The organism is Pseudomonas sp. PP3 (assembly GCF_905336995.1).
Taxonomy (GTDB): Bacteria; Pseudomonadota; Gammaproteobacteria; order Pseudomonadales; family Pseudomonadaceae; genus Aquipseudomonas; species Aquipseudomonas reinekei.
In genome coordinates, this window is the sequence record NZ_HG995459.1 from 2,932,843 (window position 1) to 2,949,552 (window position 16,710).

15 protein-coding genes are annotated in these 16,710 nt (G+C 59.0%); 3 read left to right on the top strand and 12 right to left on the bottom strand.

Features of this window, described 5'->3' with window-relative positions:
- Positions 1-3: 3 nt before the first annotated feature.
- Positions 4-777, top strand: coding sequence for an enoyl-CoA hydratase (locus KHO07_RS13380; protein WP_150733082.1), 774 nt, complete (start codon positions 4-6; stop codon positions 775-777).
- A 123-nt stretch (positions 778-900) separates the two neighbouring features.
- Here the strand turns inward: KHO07_RS13380 and KHO07_RS13385 are convergent, their stop codons facing one another.
- From KHO07_RS13385 to KHO07_RS13400, 4 genes are all read right to left on the bottom strand, one after another.
- Positions 901-2,052, bottom strand: coding sequence for an acyl-CoA dehydrogenase family protein (locus KHO07_RS13385; protein WP_212627470.1), 1,152 nt, complete (start codon positions 2,050-2,052; stop codon positions 901-903).
- A 3-nt stretch (positions 2,053-2,055) separates the two neighbouring features.
- Positions 2,056-3,162: an enoyl-CoA hydratase/isomerase family protein gene (locus tag KHO07_RS13390; RefSeq protein ID WP_150733080.1), complete on the bottom strand. Its 1,107-nt coding sequence runs from the start codon at positions 3,160-3,162 to the stop codon at positions 2,056-2,058.
- A 154-nt stretch (positions 3,163-3,316) separates the two neighbouring features.
- Entirely contained in the window at positions 3,317-4,024 is a 708-nt protein-coding gene (locus KHO07_RS13395) for an HPP family protein (RefSeq protein WP_212627471.1), read from the bottom strand.
- A gap of 231 nt (positions 4,025-4,255) precedes the next feature.
- Entirely contained in the window at positions 4,256-5,632 is a 1,377-nt protein-coding gene (locus KHO07_RS13400) for a UDP-glucose/GDP-mannose dehydrogenase family protein (RefSeq protein WP_212627472.1), read from the bottom strand.
- A 181-nt stretch (positions 5,633-5,813) separates the two neighbouring features.
- Here KHO07_RS13400 and KHO07_RS13405 point away from each other — a divergent pair, with 181 nt between their 5' ends.
- Positions 5,814-6,752: a tyrosine-type recombinase/integrase gene (locus KHO07_RS13405; protein WP_150733077.1), complete on the top strand. Its 939-nt coding sequence runs from the start codon at positions 5,814-5,816 to the stop codon at positions 6,750-6,752.
- A 76-nt stretch (positions 6,753-6,828) separates the two neighbouring features.
- Here the strand turns inward: KHO07_RS13405 and KHO07_RS13410 are convergent, their stop codons facing one another.
- The 7 genes from KHO07_RS13410 to KHO07_RS13440 form a co-directional block, all read right to left on the bottom strand.
- Positions 6,829-7,386, bottom strand: coding sequence for a PqiC family protein (locus tag KHO07_RS13410; RefSeq protein WP_212627473.1), 558 nt, complete (start codon positions 7,384-7,386; stop codon positions 6,829-6,831).
- Positions 7,387-7,403: 17 nt separating this feature from the next.
- Positions 7,404-9,080, bottom strand: coding sequence for an MlaD family protein (locus KHO07_RS13415; protein WP_212627474.1), 1,677 nt, complete (start codon positions 9,078-9,080; stop codon positions 7,404-7,406).
- The gene (locus KHO07_RS13420; protein ID WP_212627475.1) at positions 9,061-9,717 is read right to left on the bottom strand and encodes a paraquat-inducible protein A; all 657 of its coding nucleotides are present in this window, start codon (positions 9,715-9,717) and stop codon (positions 9,061-9,063) included. Before KHO07_RS13420 ends, KHO07_RS13415 begins: the two co-directional genes overlap by 20 nt.
- Positions 9,714-10,310, bottom strand: coding sequence for a paraquat-inducible protein A (locus KHO07_RS13425; RefSeq protein WP_150733073.1), 597 nt, complete (start codon positions 10,308-10,310; stop codon positions 9,714-9,716). The genes KHO07_RS13420 and KHO07_RS13425 overlap by 4 nt, the downstream gene beginning before the upstream one ends.
- Positions 10,311-10,580: 270 nt before the next feature.
- Complete coding sequence (locus tag KHO07_RS13430; RefSeq protein ID WP_212627476.1) at positions 10,581-11,882, bottom strand: FAD-binding oxidoreductase; 1,302 nt, start codon at positions 11,880-11,882, stop codon at positions 10,581-10,583.
- A complete protein-coding gene (locus KHO07_RS13435) occupies positions 11,879-12,967 on the bottom strand; it encodes a polyamine ABC transporter substrate-binding protein (protein ID WP_212627477.1) in 1,089 nt (362 codons plus the stop codon). The genes KHO07_RS13430 and KHO07_RS13435 overlap by 4 nt, the downstream gene beginning before the upstream one ends.
- A 184-nt stretch (positions 12,968-13,151) precedes the next feature.
- Positions 13,152-14,510: a glutamine synthetase family protein gene (locus tag KHO07_RS13440; RefSeq protein ID WP_056855297.1), complete on the bottom strand. Its 1,359-nt coding sequence runs from the start codon at positions 14,508-14,510 to the stop codon at positions 13,152-13,154.
- A gap of 161 nt (positions 14,511-14,671) precedes the next feature.
- Between KHO07_RS13440 and KHO07_RS13445 the strand changes: the two genes are divergently transcribed.
- Positions 14,672-15,601, top strand: coding sequence for a helix-turn-helix domain-containing protein (locus KHO07_RS13445; protein ID WP_212627478.1), 930 nt, complete (start codon positions 14,672-14,674; stop codon positions 15,599-15,601).
- A gap of 27 nt (positions 15,602-15,628) precedes the next feature.
- On the opposite strand, the gene KHO07_RS13450 is transcribed toward KHO07_RS13445, so the two are convergent.
- Positions 15,629-16,675 (bottom strand): acyltransferase, encoded by a 1,047-nt coding sequence (locus KHO07_RS13450; protein ID WP_212627479.1) that lies wholly within the window; start codon positions 16,673-16,675, stop codon positions 15,629-15,631.
- Between the last annotated feature and the right edge of the window lie 35 nt (positions 16,676-16,710).

Genomic DNA, 16,710 nt, shown 5'->3' on the forward strand with positions numbered 1-16,710 from the left:
TACGTGAGCTACGAAACGATTTTGCTGGAAACCCAGGGCCGTGTTGGCCTGATCACCCTGAACCGTCCGCAAGCGCTGAACGCGTTGAACGCGCAGATCGTCAGCGAGCTGAACCATGCCCTCGATGGCCTGGAAGCCGATTCGAACATCGGCTGCATCGTGCTGACCGGTTCGAAGAAAGCCTTTGCCGCCGGTGCCGACATCAAGGAAATGGCCGAGCTGACCTATCCGCAGATCTACATCGACGACCTGTTCAGCGACAGCGATCGCGTGGCCAACCGCCGCAAGCCGATCATCGCCGCGGTCAACGGTTTCGCCTTGGGCGGCGGCTGTGAACTGGCGTTGATGTGCGACTTTATCCTGGCCGGCGACAACGCCAAATTCGGTCAGCCGGAAATCAACCTTGGTGTGCTGCCGGGCATGGGCGGCACCCAGCGCCTGACGCGCGCCGTGGGCAAGGCGAAGGCCATGGAAATGTGCCTCAGCGGCCGCTTGATCGATGCGGTGGAAGCGGAGCGTTGTGGGATCGTGGCGCGGATTGTGCCGAGCGATGAGTTGTTGGACGAAGCACTGAAAGTCGCGGCACTGATCGCCAGCAAGTCATTGCCGATTGCGATGATGGTCAAGGAAAGCGTCAACCGCGCCTTTGAAGTGAGCCTGTCCGAAGGCGTGCGCTTTGAGCGTCGTGTGTTCCATGCCGCGTTTGCGACGCAGGATCAGAAGGAAGGAATGGCGGCGTTTATTGCCAAGCGTGAGGCGCAGTTCGTCGGCAAGTAATGTGGCGTCTTCGTTGACGCCATCGCTGGCAAGCCAGCTCACACAGGGTTCTCGTTCGTCCACAAATGTTGTGAACCGGTCGGAACCTGTAGGAGCTGGCTTGCCAGCGATGCTTTTAAGGCCTCACACCAGATAGTTCTTCAGTTCGCGGGCGATCACCATCCGTTGAATCTCGCTCGACCCTTCATAGATCTGGGTGATCCGCGCATCCCGGTAGTACTTCTCCACCGGGTAATCCTCCAGATAGCCATATCCGCCATGAATCTGAATCGCTGACGAGCAGACTTTCTCGGCCATTTCCGACGCAAACAATTTGGCTTGCGAAGCCTCCGACAGGCAGGGTTTGCCCGCCGTGCGCAGGCGTGCGGCATGCAGGATCATCAACCGTGCGGCGTTCAACTGCATGTGCATGTCGGCCAGGAGATTGGCGATGCTCTGGTGCTCGATGATCGGTTTGTCGAACTGCACGCGATCGCGGGAATAGGCCAGTGCCGCTTCGAAAGCGGCGCGGGCGATGCCCAGCGCTTGCGCGGCGATGCCGATGCGGCCGCCTTCGAGGTTGGACAGGGCGATGGCCAGGCCTTTGCCGCGTTCACCCAGCAGGTTGGCCTCGGCAATGGTGCAGTTGTTCAAAGTGACCGCGCAGGTATCCGAGGCGCGAATGCCCATCTTGTGTTCGGTGCGATCGACGATAAAACCGGCGGTGTCGGTTGGCACCAGGAACGCCGAAATTCCGCGCTTGCCCAGGTCCGGATCGGTCACCGCGAACACGATCGCCAGTTTCGCCCGTTTGCCGTTGCTGACGAATTGCTTGGCGCCGTTGATGACCCACTGGCCGTCGCGCAGTTCGGCGCGGGTGCGCAGGTTGTGCGCTTCGGAACCGGCCTGGGGTTCGGTCAGGCAAAAGCAGCCGATGGTCTGGCCGCTGGCAAGATCCCCCAGCCAGGTTTGCTTCTGTTCTTCACTGCCGTAATTGAGCACCGGCCCGCAGCCCACCGAGTTGTGGATGCTCATGAAGGCGCCGGTTGCGCCATCGCCTGCGGAAATTTCTTCAACCGCTAGCGCATAGGCCACGTAGTCGACATAGGTGCCGCCCCATTCTTCGGGAACCACCATGCCGAGCAGGCCCAGTTCACCCATCTTCGCCACCAGCGCGTCGTCGATCCAGCCGGCCTTTTCCCAGGCCTGGGCGTGAGGCGCGATTTCGCCGCGGGCAAAGTCCCGGGCCATGTCGCGGATCATTATTTGTTCTTCGGTCAATTCGAGATCATGCATGGCTCAGCTCCCGCTCTCATCGAAACCGTTGAAGAAACTCGCGACGTGTTCGGCGTCCAGCGCCTGCAGGGTGGGCGGGTTCCAGCGCGGGTTCTTGTCTTTGTCGATCAGCAAGGCGCGCACGCCTTCGATCAGGTCGCCGCGCTCGAACCACTGGCGGTCCAGGTGCAGCTCCAGGGCAAAACATTGTTCAAGGCTCAGGTGCCGTCCGCGACGGAGCATTTCCAGGGTCACGCCCATGGCCAGCGGTGAACGGGTCTGCAGCAGGTCGGCGGTGGCTGTCGCCCATTCGTGGCTGTCGGCGACCGTCACTTCACGCATTTGCTCAACCATACTCGGCACGTCGGGCAGGGCGAAGAAGTGGTCGATGGCCGGGCGTAAAGTCGCCAATGGCGCATCCGGCAATTGCTGTACGGCGAGTTTCGCCAGCAGGCTTTGCAGGTCTTTGAGCGGCGTATCGCGCCATTCGAGCTGATCGAGTTTTTCGTCCAGCGCGGCCAGTTTGCTGCTGTCGAGGTACCAGTCAGCCAATCCGCAATACAGCGCATCCGCGGCACGGATCTGCACGCCGCTGACCCCCAGGTAAATCCCCAGTTCGCCGGGAATCCGCGGCAGGAAGTAACTGCCGCCGACGTCCGGGAAATAGCCGATGCCGACTTCCGGCATCGCCAGGCGAGTTTTCTCGGTGACCACCCGCAGATCGGCGCCTTGTACCAGCCCCATGCCGCCACCGAGGACGAAACCGTCCATCAGCGCCAGCACCGGTTTGCGGTAATGGTGAATCGCGAGATCGAGGGCGTATTCCTCGACGAAGAAATCTTCGTGCAGGGTGTCGCCGCTTTTGAAGCTGTCGTACAGCGAGCGGATGTCGCCACCGGCACAAAAAGCCTTTTCACCGGCACCGCGCAAAACCACCGCGTGCACCTGCGCATCCTGCGCCCAGGCATCGAGCTGGCGGTGCAGGTTGCGCACCATGTCCAGGGTAATGGCGTTGAGGCCGGCGGGGCGGTTGAGGGTCAGATGCCCGATGTGGTTGCGTACCTCGGCCAGCACTTCATTTTGCGTGGCCTCCATGGACTGCGTGCCCTTCGATGAAACCTGAGCAGTCATCACTAACTCCCTGCTTTTATTGTTCTTTATAAGAGAAGCTCGCGCGCGAGCGATGCAGGATCGTAACAGTGCAAATTTGTGATGTACAACCGGGATATGTGCAGCTGCTCACTGCATTTTTGCATGATGTTCACCGCCACAATGGGCAGTGTTGTCAGGCGCTGCGGCTCAACACCTCTGCGATGCTGCGGCGTTTGGCATGCAGTTCACTGGCATGGATCAATTGTTCGAGGTTTTCTGGCGTGACATCGAAGAAGGCTTCCATTTCGGCCAAGGCCAGTTTCAGGTCCTCGGCAGTGATGGCCTGGGATTCCACAGGAGGATGATCGGCAGGCACCACCGTTACCGGCTCAGCGGCGCGCTTGGGGTAACGGATGCGCGTCAGGTTGTTATAGGCCAGGGCACTTAGCAGCATGATCGACGCACCGAGCATCACCGGGCCGAGGGCCTTCCAGTCCATGGCAATGGTGGCCGGGTCGGCCAGCACCAGGGTCAGCGCCAAAGCACCGGCCGGGGGATGCAGGCAACGTAGCCAGCACATCAGCACCAGCGCCATGCCCGCCGCGAGACACGCACTGCCCAGTGTCCGCCCCAGCACATGGGCCACCAGCAGCGACACCACACCGGCGCTCAGGTAACCGCCCACAATCGACCACGGCTGCGCCAGTGCACCGGACGACACAGCAAACAGCAACACCGCCGACGCCCCCAGCGGCCCGATCAGGTGTTGCGCCACTTCGATGCCAAATACCTGGCCACACAGCCAGACACTGAGCAGGGTGCCCAGGGCCATGCCGATGGCGGCGCGGCTCCATTCGGAGGGGCGGGTGTTGATGGCGGCGGGCAACCAGCGAGCAAGCATGATGGCGAATGTTCCAATAGAAAAATTCAGGAAAAAAAAAGGCTTATCTGGGATATCCAGAAAGCCCTTGAAGTTGCTCCAACTATTGGGGGAGGAACGACGACAGTTTGCCGATCATTTCTGATGCTGACAAATTCATATTAATGAAGCTTCAGTTCATTAATTCTGATGTAAAGCCACGCGTCGTCCGCTCATGAAGCACAAGAATTGCAGTTATCGCAAACAGTGTCCTCAAGCCACCGACACGGTTGGCCAGCGTTGCAAGGGTATCGGCAACTTGCGTGACTCGCCCCGGCCCATCGGGAAGTATATGAAACCATTGCGGGCCAGTCGCTCGGCGTCATACAGATTGCGGCCGTCGAAGATCACCGGTGCATTGAGTCGTTGGCGAATCAGATCAAAGTCCGGCGCCTTGAACTGTTGCCATTCGGTGCAGATGATCAATGCGTCCGCGCCGTTCAATACCGATTCCGGCGTCCCCATGAGCATCAGCTGGCTTTCATCGGGATACAGCTGTTGGGTTTGCTGCATGGCTTCCGGGTCGAACGCCCGCACGTTGGCACCCGCCGCCCATAGCGATTCGAGCAATACGCGGCTTGGAGCATCGCGCATGTCGTCGGTGTTGGGTTTGAACGCAAGGCCCCATACGGCGAACGTCCTGCCGCGTAAATCGCCCTTGTAATAGGCCTTGATGCGCTCGAAGAGCTTGTGTTTCTGCCGCTGATTGATGGCTTCTACCGCTTGCAGCAGATCGCTGGAGCAGTGGGCTTCTTCCGCGCTGTGGATCAGCGCGCGCATGTCCTTGGGAAAACACGAGCCGCCATAACCGCAGCCCGGGTAGATGAAGTGGTAGCCGATGCGCGAATCGGCACCGATGCCCAAGCGTACGGACTCAATGTCCGCACCCAGGTGTTCGGCGAGTTCGGCGATCTGGTTGATGAAGCTGATCTTGGTCGCCAGCATGCAGTTGGCGGCGTACTTGGTCAGTTCGGCGCTGCGCAGGTCCATGAACATGATGCGATCATGATTGCGATTGAACGGTGAGTACAGGTCACGCATCACCTCGCGCACCTCATCGCGTTCGCATCCGATGATGATGCGGTCCGGGCGCCGGCAATCCGCCACGGCGGAGCCTTCCTTGAGAAACTCGGGGTTGGAGACGATATCGAACTGCAGCAAGCGCCCGACCTTGATCAGGCATTTGTCGATGTGCGCGCGCAAACTGTCGCCGGTGCCCACCGGCACCGTGGATTTCTCCACAAGAATCACCGGTTGCTCGCGATGACGCGCCACGGCGTCGCCCACTGACATGACGTAGCGCAAATCTGCCGAGCCGTCCTCCCGGGACGGCGTGCCCACGGCGATGAACAGCACCTGGCCATGTTGCACGGCGAGTTTTTCATCGGTGGTGAACTGCAAGCGCCCGGCGTCGATGCTTTCGCGCACCAGGCTGGCCAACCCGGGCTCGAATATGCTCACGTGCCCCTGTTGCAGCCGCTCGACTTTGTTCGGGTCAATGTCCATGCACACGACGTCATGACCGACTTCAGCCAGGACGGCTGCTTGAACCAGGCCTACGTAACCGCTACCAAACACACTGATTTTCATGGCTTGCTCCTGCCGCGATCGACTCGGAAACAGAATTGCATCGCCATGTTTCAATTCATCTATTGCCTGGCCGTTGGTCCTTGTCGGCGTAATTTGACTTTATCGGCCATGACCGGCAGCGTAACGGCCATCTTTGCTTGCTCACCGTTTGTTGCGACTTCTTTTTTCAAGGCCGTTTCGTTTGACTGACTTACCTGTTGCTGATTCAAGTACTCTCAAGACCAACCCGCTGACCGTCTATCTGGCGCGTTTGGCGCCCTCCAGCCAACTCACCATGCGCTATGTGCTGCAGGACGCTGCCGATCGCCTGGGCTTCGATGAAGTGAACATCGAAGAGATTCCCTGGCATAACCTGCAACCCGAAGACGTGATTGCCCTGGTTGCCACTTTGCGCACCGATGGCTACGCGCCAAACACCTCGTCGCTTTACGTCAACGCCGTGCGCGGGGTGATGAACGAAGCGTGGCGCATGAGCCTGATCAGTCAGGAACATCTGCTGAAAATGCGTTCGGTCAAGGGCATTGCCGGCACGCGTCTGTCCCAGGGCCGCAACCTGCGGCGCACGCTGATTCAGGAGTTGATGGAAGTCTGCGCCGCCGATCCGCGTCCGCAGGGCCTGCGGGACGCGGCGATCATCGGGATTTTGTATGGTTCGGGCATGCGCAAGTCAGAGTCGGTCGACCTCGACCTGAACCAGGTCGACTTCGCCGAGCGCAGCCTGCGGGTGACCGCCAAGGGCAACAAACAGTTGATCAAGTACGCCCCGGCCTGGGCTTTCGCCAAGCTGGACGCGTGGCTGGAGCTGCGGCGTTCGATGCTCAAGGAAGGCGAAGAGGATGACCCGTTCCTGTTCAATCGCATCCGGCGCGGCAGCCATATCACCCGCGAGCGCATCACCAAACATGCGATTTACTACATTGCCCGGCAGCGGGGAACGCAGGTCGGGGTGAAAATCATGCCCCATGATTTCCGCCGCTCGTTCATTACCCGGGTGATTGAAGAACACGATCTGTCGATCGCTCAGAAGCTTGCCCATCACAGCAACATCCAGACCACCGCCAACTACGATGTGCGCGATGATAACGAGCGGCGTCGGGCGGTTGACCGCTTTGATCTTTGAGCCTTCCGCGCGATTAAGCCCCCAACTCAATACATGAGCATGGCCGATGGTCGAGACATGTACAGCATTCGTCAATTCATGGGGTCGACGGGCAACCTTTCTGCGCGCTATTGACTGCCTGGCTGATCACCGCGGCCAGGCGCTTGACGTTGTTTTGCTGAGCAGCCACCAATTCGTCGATGGACGGCCCCGAAGGGGTCTGCAACGTGCTGCGGCAGGACAGCAGTGAGTTTTCGTCGCCGCTGGCGCCCCGCAGGCGCCACTTCACATCGATCAGCCCGTACTGACCGGGAATCGAGTCGAAGCGCTGCACCTCCAGTCGCACCGACACTCTACGTTGCGGATTGTTGTTGATCATCTGGTCGAGCAGGGCGCTGCGCAGTTCATCCACGAGGCTGGCACCCCACCATTGGGTTTCGAGGATGGCCATGCCGGTGTTGCCCTCGCGCACCACGATTTGCGGTCGATCGACCTGTGGTGGAACCGTGAGGCCTTCGATCTGGATATCCGTCGCGGCCTTGGTATTTCCCGGCAACTGCGCGGGCGTCAAGGTGTGAAACTCAATCGGATCGCTGCGGCAGGCGGCGAGCAGAGACAACGTGGCGACCAGAGTCAACTTCAATGGAAAAGCCATGGGTGTTACTCCTGTAGTCATTTGCTCGGTGGCCCTTGCAGATCCATGGGCGCAGCATTTGTGGGGCGGCCGCGAATCAGCGATTCCGGATGACGGCCCAGGTAATCGGCGAGATCACGCAAGGACCGCGACGTGCGCCCGAGCTCGTCCAGGGTTTGCCCCAGTTGCTCGCGTTGCGGCGAATCTTCGGCCAGGGTTGAGTTGGCCGATTTCAGCGTGGTGTCGGCCGATTCCAGCGTCTTGCTGACGTTCGACAGGGTGCTTTGTACGCCGGGCAGTGTCTTGCTGTTGAATTGGCTCAGGGTTTTGCGCATCTCGACAAGGTTGCCATCCAGATTGCCGGCAATCCGCTCCACCGGCAGTTTGTTGATCTTGTCGACCATGGCTTCGAGTTTTTCCTGCAACTGCTCCAGGCTACCCGGCACCGTCGGGATCATGACCGGGCGAGCCGTGGCGTCGAAGGCGACTTTCTCGGCCTTGGGGTAGAAATCCATGGCGATGTAGAGCTGGCCGGTCAACAGGTTGCCGGTGCGGGCCTGCGCACGCAGGCCGTTTTCGATGAAGGTGCCCATCAAGCGCACGCCTGCGGCTTCATCATTGGGGTCATGGTTGAGCGCGGCGAGCATTTTTATGTGCGCCTGACCCAGACGCTGCGGGTAGATCACGATGCCGACGTTAAGTGGGAACGAGCGTTTTTTTGCATCGAAATCCAGATTGATCGACACCACTTTGCCGATTTCGATTCCGAGGAATTCCACCGGGGCATCGACCTTGAGCCCACGCAGCGCCTGATCGAAGCGCAACGCCAGATACTGCGGCTTGCCATTGGGAGGGGCGAGGGCGGTCTGCTGGTCGTCGAACAGTTCGTAGGCGTATTCCTCAGGTGCCGGCTTGTCGTTGGGGCTGTATTCCGGCGCTCGGAAGGCAATGCCGCCTACCAGGATCGAGGACAGGGATTCGGTCTTCACCGCAAAACCATTGGCGCCGACGTTCACGTCAATCCCGCTGGCGTTCCAGAACCGGGTGTTTTCGGTGACGTATTGATCATTGGGCGCATGGATGAACAGTTCGATGTTGACGCCTTTGCCGTCCGGATCCAGCTCATAGGCCACCACCTGGCCGACCGGAATCTTGCGGAAATAAACCGGGGAACCGATATCCAGCGACCCCAGGTCCGAGGTATGCAGGGTGAAGCGTTTACCCGGCTCGCCATAAGTGATGGCTGGCGGGTTTTCCAGACCATTGAAGTGCTTGGCGCGAGCATTTTCCTGGCCGATATCCGCGCCGATGTAATCGCCTGACAGCAGCGTATCGATACCCGACACCCCGCCAGCCCCGATTCGTGGTCTCACCACCCAGAACTGCGAGTCTTTACGGGTAAAGCTTTCAGCCTGCTTCATCAGTTTGATCGTGGCATTGACGCTCTTCTGATCGTTGCTCAGTTCCACGTCAGTGACGTGGCCGATGACCACGTTGCGATACTTGACCTCGGTCTTGTTCGCCGTCAGGCCGTTACCGGTCTTGAAGGTGACGACGATGGTCGGCCCTTCCTGCATGATGCTGTGCACCACCAGTGAAATCCCCACCAGCACCGCGACGATCGGTACGATCCACACCAGCGAAATGCTGAACCGCCGGGTCTTGATCGGGGCCTGCCCCGGGGCGCGTGATTCGTCAGTGATTGGCGACTGCATCCGTGACCTCCTGATTGTGTGGAACTTCCCGTTCTTTATCCCAAATCAACCGCGGGTCGAAACTCATCGCCGATAGCATGGTAAACACCACCACCAGACCAAAAAATAGAATGCCCGGGCGCGGCTCGATGTCGGCCAAGGCTTGAAATTTCACCAGCGAAGCCACCAGCGCGACCACGATCACATCGAGCATCGACCAATAACCGATGACCTCGACGAAGCGGTACAGCTGCGAGCGCTCCTTGCGTGCCCACGCGCTGTCACGTTTCACGGTGACCAGCAGTAATGTGATCGCCACGAACTTGACGCCCGGTACCGCGATACTGGCGATGAAAATGATCAAGGCGATGTCCCAGGCGCCAGCTTCCCAGAACTCCAGCACGCCGCTCATGATCGTACTGTCGGCGCCGTTGCCGACCATTTTGGTGTTCATCACCGGTAACAGATTGGCCGGAATGTAAAACACCAGCGCCGCAATCATGTAGGCCATCGTCCGGGTCAACGAATTGGTTTTGCGCCGATGCAGCGGGGCTCCGCAACGCTCGCATTCGTCGGGGTGATGGGTCATATCGCAAGCCAGGCCGCAGGTGTGGCACAGGCACAGGTTAAGGTCGTCGGCGACCGGGGGCGTGGTCATTGGATGTCCCACAGTTCGCGGATATCGCGGCCGGCAATGCGGATCATCATCAGGCTGAGGATGGCCAGGGCGAACAAGCCGATGCCCGGCAGCACATCCAGCAGCCCGGCGAGTTTGATCACCGCCACCATGGCCCCCAACAGACACACTTCCAGCATGCTCCAGGGCCGGAGGGTTTCCAGCCAGCGCATGCAGAATTTGAAGGCGGGCGAGCGTTTGTTGCCGAGCGCGAAGCTCAAGACCCAGATCAGCAGCAGCAACTGGATGATGGGCGCGATGATCATGGCGATCGCCGCCACCAGGGCTATGAAGGTGATGGGGCCCAGACTCAACGCCAGCACCGAATCCCAGAGCGTTGCGCTGTTTTTCAAGCCTTTAAGGCTGATGCTCATGACCGGATAGAAATTGGCGAAGATCCACAACATCAAAGCGGTGAACGTCAATGCGAGACGCTGCTCGACCGTGAGGCCGTTATAGCGCTGGAGCACGCCACCGCAGCGCGTGCACAGGGTTTTCTGATGTTTGGCGAGCGTCACTTTTTCGTACACGCAATCACAGTGCTCGCAAATGATCAGTTGATCAGTAGATGCCATGGGCCAGGCTCGACAGAGGGCAGAAAAGGATGAGCACCCCCTCAATATAGAAGCGACTCGCAATTGAGCAAATCGAAAGGCGAAACCATGGGATGTACAGCGCAGGAAGGGTAGGACAAGCGGGAATGTGTGGCGAGCGAGCTTGCTCGCGCTGGGTCGCGGAGCGGCCCCAAACTATCCGGCAACAATTGCCTTTTTTGCGAGTGCTGCGCACTCGAGCGGGAGCAAGCTCCCTCGCCACAGTCTTTTGTACGAGGATGACTGCCCAACCTAGCCGAGCATTTCCCGCATCCGATACCACAACATGCCAAGTGCCAGCAGTGGCGAGCGCAGGGCGCGGCCGCCCGGGAAGGTCATGTGCGGCACGGCGCTGAACACGTCGAAACCTTTGCTGTGGCCAAGATGGATAGCCTCGCCCAGCAACTTGGCGCACCAGTGGGTAACGTTCAGGCCATGGCCGGAATAACCCTGGGCGTAGAACACGTTCGGGTGCTGGCTCAAACGCCCGACCTGCGGGAAGCGATTGGCGGTGATGCCGATCATGCCGCCCCACTGGTAATCGATGCGCGCGTGCGCCAGTTGCGGGAAGACCTTGAGCATCTGCGGACGCATGTAAGCGGCGATATCCGCCGGATCGCGCCCGGAATAATGGCAGGCGCCACCGAACAGCAAACGCCGGTCTGCCGAGAGCCGGTAGTAATCCAGGCCGACTTTCTGGTCGCACAGTGCCAGGTTCTGCGGGATCAATTGCCTGGCCGCGTCTTCCGACAAGGGTTCGGTGGCGATGATGTAGCTGCCGGCCGGAAGCACTTTACCGCTGAGTTTTGGCTCGAGTTCTTCCAGGTGTGCATTACAGGCCAGCACCAGGCTGCCGGCGCGAACCGTGCCCCCGGCACAACGCACCTGCACGGTACTGCCGTGGATCAGCTCCAGCACCGGGCTCTGCTCGAAGATTTGCACGCCAAGGGATTGCGCGAGCTTTGCTTCGCCCAGCACCAGATTCAACGGGTGCAGATGACCTGAACCCATGTCGACCAGTCCGCCGGCATACACGCCTGAATTCACCACCTGCTGACGAATCTGCTCCGGCTCGATCAGGCGGGTCTCGTGGGCGTAACCCGACGCCTGGAGTGCTGTGTACTCAGCCTTCAACCCGGCAAAATGCGCCGGGGTGTTGGCCAACTCACAGAACCCCCAGCGCAGATCGCAATCGATGCCGTGTTCACGGATGCGATTGCCCACCACTTGCACCGACTCCGTCCCGGCATGCTCCAGATAACGCACGCCTTCGGCACCGATATGCCTGGCGAAGCCACTGACGTCGTGGCCGATGCCGCGGATCAGTTGCCCGCCATTGCGTCCGCTGGCGCCCCAGCCGATCCGCCGAGCCTCCAGCACGATCACCGAGAGCCCGCGCTGGGCCAGTTCGATGGCGGTGTTGATACCGGTGAACCCACCGCCAATCACACAAACGTCGGCGACAAGGTCTGACGTCAGCTCGGGACGGTTGGCCATTCCATGGGCCGAAGCGGCGTAATACGAGCGCGTGTGTTCCTGGGTGTACTGGTTCATTTGTTGGACTTCACTTTGCTCCAGGAACGGGTCATCAAACGCATGAGCGACTGGGGTGGCGTGGTGGAGATGTAGAGTTTGTCGAGCACGTCCTGCGGCGGGTAAACCTCGGGATTGTTGACCAGTTCCGGGTCCATGTACTGCTTGGCGGCCGGATTCGGGTTGGCGTAACCGACCGACGCGCTGACCTTGGCGATCACTTGCGGGTCGAGCAGGTAATTGATGAAGGCGTGAGCTTCTTTCGGGTTGCTGGCATCGGCGGGAATCGCCAGCAGGTCGAACCACAGGTTGGCGCCTTCCTTGGGAATGGCGTAGGCGATGTTCACACCGTTCTTGGCTTCCTTGGCGCGATTGGCGGCCTGGAACACATCACCCGAGTAACCGAAGGCTACGCAGATGTCGCCGTTGGCCAGGTCCGAAACGTATTTGGACGAGTGGAAATAGGTGATGTACGGGCGGATGCTCAACAGCTTGGCTTCGGCTTTTTTGAAGTCTTCAGGATTCTCGCTGCGCGGGTCCATGCCCATGTAGTTCAGCACGGCGGGGAACACTTCATCCGCCGAATCCATCATCGACACGCCGCACGCGCTGAGCTTCTTGATGTTTTCCGGTTCGAACAACACGGCCCAGGAATCGATGTGGTCGATGCCCAGCACTTGCTTGACCTTTTCAACGTTGTAGCCGATGCCGTTGGTGCCCCACAGGTACGGCACCGAGTGCTCGTTGCCCGGGTCGTTTTTCTCCAGCAGAGCGAGGAGTTTCGGGTCGAGGTTCTTGTAGTTCGGCAGTTGCTCGCGGTCCAGTTTCAGGAACGCGCCGGCCTTGACCTGGCGAGCGAGGAAGTGGTTGGACGGCACGACCACGTCATAGCCGGTGCGGCCGGCGAGCAGTTTGCCTTCCAGGGTTTCGTTGGAATCGAAAACGTCGTAGATCACCTTGATCCCGGTTTTGGCCTGGAAGTCGGCGAGGGTGGTTTCGCCGATGTAGTCAGTCCAGTTGTAGACGCTGACCTGGGGCTGGGCCTGGGCAACGGCACTGAACAGGACCGCCAGCGCGGCCGGGACCATGGATTTCAAAAGACGCATATCGATACCTTCTTGGAATTATTGGATTTTTTTCAGGTGATTCTTTGGTGTTCGCTATCCCTGTGGGAGCGGGCTTGCCCGCGATGGCGGCCTGTCAGTCAAAGAGGGTGTTTGAATGTACCGGCCTCATCGCGGGCAAGCCCGCTCCCACAGGGAATGTGTGATCCCCTCGGAAGTGCACGCTTTAGACGCTGAGCATCAGGAACTCGCGCTCCCACGAGCTGATCACCCGCTTGAAGTTTTCGTGCTCGGCGCGTTTGACCGCGACGTAGCCGCGTACGAATTTGTCGCCCAGGTAACGGCCGATGGTTTCGCACTCTTCCATTTTGGTCAGGGCGTCTTCGATGGTGATCGGCAGGCGCAGGTTGCGGCGTTCATAAGCCCGGCCCTGGACAGCGGCGCTCGGTTCAACACGCTCGACCATGCCGAGGTAACCGCACAACAGGCTGGCCGCGATGGCCAGGTACGGGTTGGCGTCGGCGCCCGGCAAGCGGTTTTCCACGCGCATGGCGTCCGGGCTTGAGGTCGGTACACGCAGGCCGACGGTGCGGTTTTCTTCGCCCCATTCGACGTTCACCGGTGCCGAAGTATCCGGCAGGAACCGGCGGAACGAGTTCACGTTCGGCGCGAACATCGGCAGCACTTTCGGGATGTACTTCTGCAAGCCACCGATGTGGTGCAGGAACAACTCGCTCATGTTGCCATCGGCATCGGCGAAGATCGGCTTGCCGGTGGCGATGTCCACCACGCTCTGGTGAATGTGCATGGCGCTGCCCGGTTCGTCGCCGACCGGTTTGGCCATGAAGGTCGCCGCCACGTTGTGCTTGAGCGCGGCTTCGCGCATGGTGCGTTTGAACACGGTGATCTGGTCGGCCAGGTCCAGTGCGTTGCCATGGCGGAAGTTGATTTCCATCTGCGCCGGGCCGTCTTCGTGGATCAGCGTATCGAGGTCCAGACCCTGCAATTCGCACCAGTCGTAGACGTCTTCGAACAGCGGATCGAATTCGTTGGCGGCATCGATCGAGAACGATTGACGACCGCTTTCAGCACGGCCCGAACGGCCCATCGGGGCCTTGAGCGGCAAGTCCGGGTCTTCGCAGCGCTGGGTCAGGTAGAACTCCATTTCTGGCGCCACAATCGGCCGCCAGCCTTTATCGGTGTACAGCTGCAGCACTTTTTTCAGCACATTGCGCGGCGACAGTTCGATCGGGTTACCGAACTTGTCGAAGGTGTCGTGGATCACGATGGCGGTTGGCTCGATGGCCCATGGCACCACGTAGACTGCATCGGCATCCGGCTTGCAGACCATGTCGATGTCGGCGGGGTCGAGCAGGTCGTAGTAGATGTCGTCGTCGACAAAGTCCCCGGTTACCGTTTGCAAAAGCACACTTTCCGGCAGGCGCATGCCTCGCTCATGCAGGAACTTGTTGGTGGGTGCGATTTTGCCGCGTGCAATGCCGGTCAGGTCGCTGACGACGCACTCGACTTCGGTAATCTTGTGATCTTTCAGCCACGTGAACAGCTGATCGAAAGGGACATTCATAAAGACCTCGTTATTGGTTTTATTAACGCCAGGAGAGGCCAGTTTCATCCGCCGGACACTTCCCCTGTAGCGCGTTGACGTCTATCTTGGGCGAGGCTCAACGTTCCATCTATCCACTTTAAGCAGCACAAAGCGCACCAAAAGAGTGCGCAAGGTCACCCATGACACACTGCAATTCACTACAGGTTCAAGCATTCAGCACCGCCGATGTGGCCGAGCAAATCCGCGCCACGCCGGGCTGGACCCAGCATTACCAACAGATGTCGCCAGGGCATTTCGCAGGTCTGGTGCGCTATCTGGATTTACAGGGCGTGGAGATTTACGAGGAGCACATGAATACCCGCGTCGAGCAGAATTTCAGTGCGCCACAGGGTTCACTGGCGTTCTGTTTCGATCGCAGCGACAACGCGCTGTATGTGTTGAATGGCGAGAGCCGCAACATCTGGATCACCCCGGAGAACTACCAGGAAATCGCCGTGGTGTTCGGTCCGGAGTTCGTGCAGCGCAACAGCCTCGATGTCGCCCGGCTCGAAGGGCTGTTCATGGCGCCGCTCAATTCGCAGCAGAACGCGTTGTTCTGCCGTTGGCTCAGCGGCACGCTGACGCGACTGTCGCAGACGTTCGATCCGCCGACTCGGGAGGCGCTCACTCAGCAATTGCTGGATGACTGCCTGTTCATTCTCGACAACGCTTGCGTTTGCCTTGACCACGGCGCACTGCAGCGCCGCGCCGGGGAACGGGCGATCATGAAACGAGTGGGGGAGTGGGCGGCGGATACGCCGGAAGAACACCTGAACCTGCTGGAGCTGTCGCTGGTCGCCGGGGTTTCACTGCGCCAGTTGCAGCATGCGTTCAAGACCTACACCGGCATGGCGCCGACCCAATGGCTGCGCCTGCGCCGCCTGAACAGTGCCCGCCGCGAATTACTCAGCCGCACGCCAACTCAGACCACCGTCGCCGAAGTGGCGATGCATTGGTCGTTCTGGCATTTGGGGAGGTTTTCCAGCAGCTATCGCGCGCTGTTCAAAGAGTTGCCCAGCGATACCCTGAAGCGGGCGAGCGCCGCGCAGCCTGGTGGCCAGCGGCGTTAGCAGGTTGCGTCGTTACTGATGCGTTGATCAGCCTCTGACACGGGTGAAGGACAACGAGAGGAGTTTTTTGATAACTCTTGCCATGGGCGTTTCTATCTCTTTGTGGATGAGATAAGACAGACCTATCATCACGGCGATGGTGCTCCACAGCAATACGTGCGGGTTTATCACCGGATAAGCAATGTTGAATATCATAAAGCCGATCATTTGGTGTAACAGGTACAGCGGGTAAGTCAGCGCGCCTAATACAGTCCAGTTCAATGCTCCGACGGCGCCTGTTTTATTCGTCGCGATCAAATAGAACGTCATGAAAAACAGCAGGATCAGACTGCATACAATGAGTGGGTTGTAATCAGTTGAATATTTGCTTTCGAGCAATTCGGCCCATGCAATGGCGGTGTAGTTGGCCAGTGCCCATGCACCCGCCAACAGCAGCACTCGTGTTCTCGTGACGCCCTTGGCCCATATGAGGTAGAACGTGGCGCCGGCTATGAAATAAGCGGCGTAATCGGTGATCAGTATCGAGCGCAGCTTCTCGACAGTGAGTATCTCCGCTGTGGCAGAGATCACTAGCCAGTACACAAAATAGGTCTCTATTTTTTCTATTTTCTTCCATCCCAACACAATGGATATCATCAAATAAAATTGTATTTCTACAAATAGAGACCAGTACACGCCGTCTATTGACGGTACGCCCAACAAGTCGCTTAGAAAGGTCATGTTTATTACGTATTGATAAAGGTCAGCGGTGTATCTCGGCTGGCCAATGGCAAGCGTCATCAGGAACGTGATGGTGCAGCACACCCAGAAAGCAGGGCAGAGCCGAACGATACGGGATATGAAAAACACTTTGAGGTTATTGCTCGAGGCGGTCATCAGAATGACAAAACCGCTGATCATGAAAAACAGTTCGACGCCCAGGTAACCGTATTTGGCAGGCTCGGCCAATAGTGGGTAGGGCATTGTGGACATGTCGCCTTTTGCATACCCGCGAAACGCATAGTGAAAGAACACTACGGCAATAGCAGCAACAAAGCGCAGCAAATCCAATTCTTTCAGCCGGCGTTTAATCATGCAGTGCGCTCCAGATGTGTTAGCGCGGTTTAAGA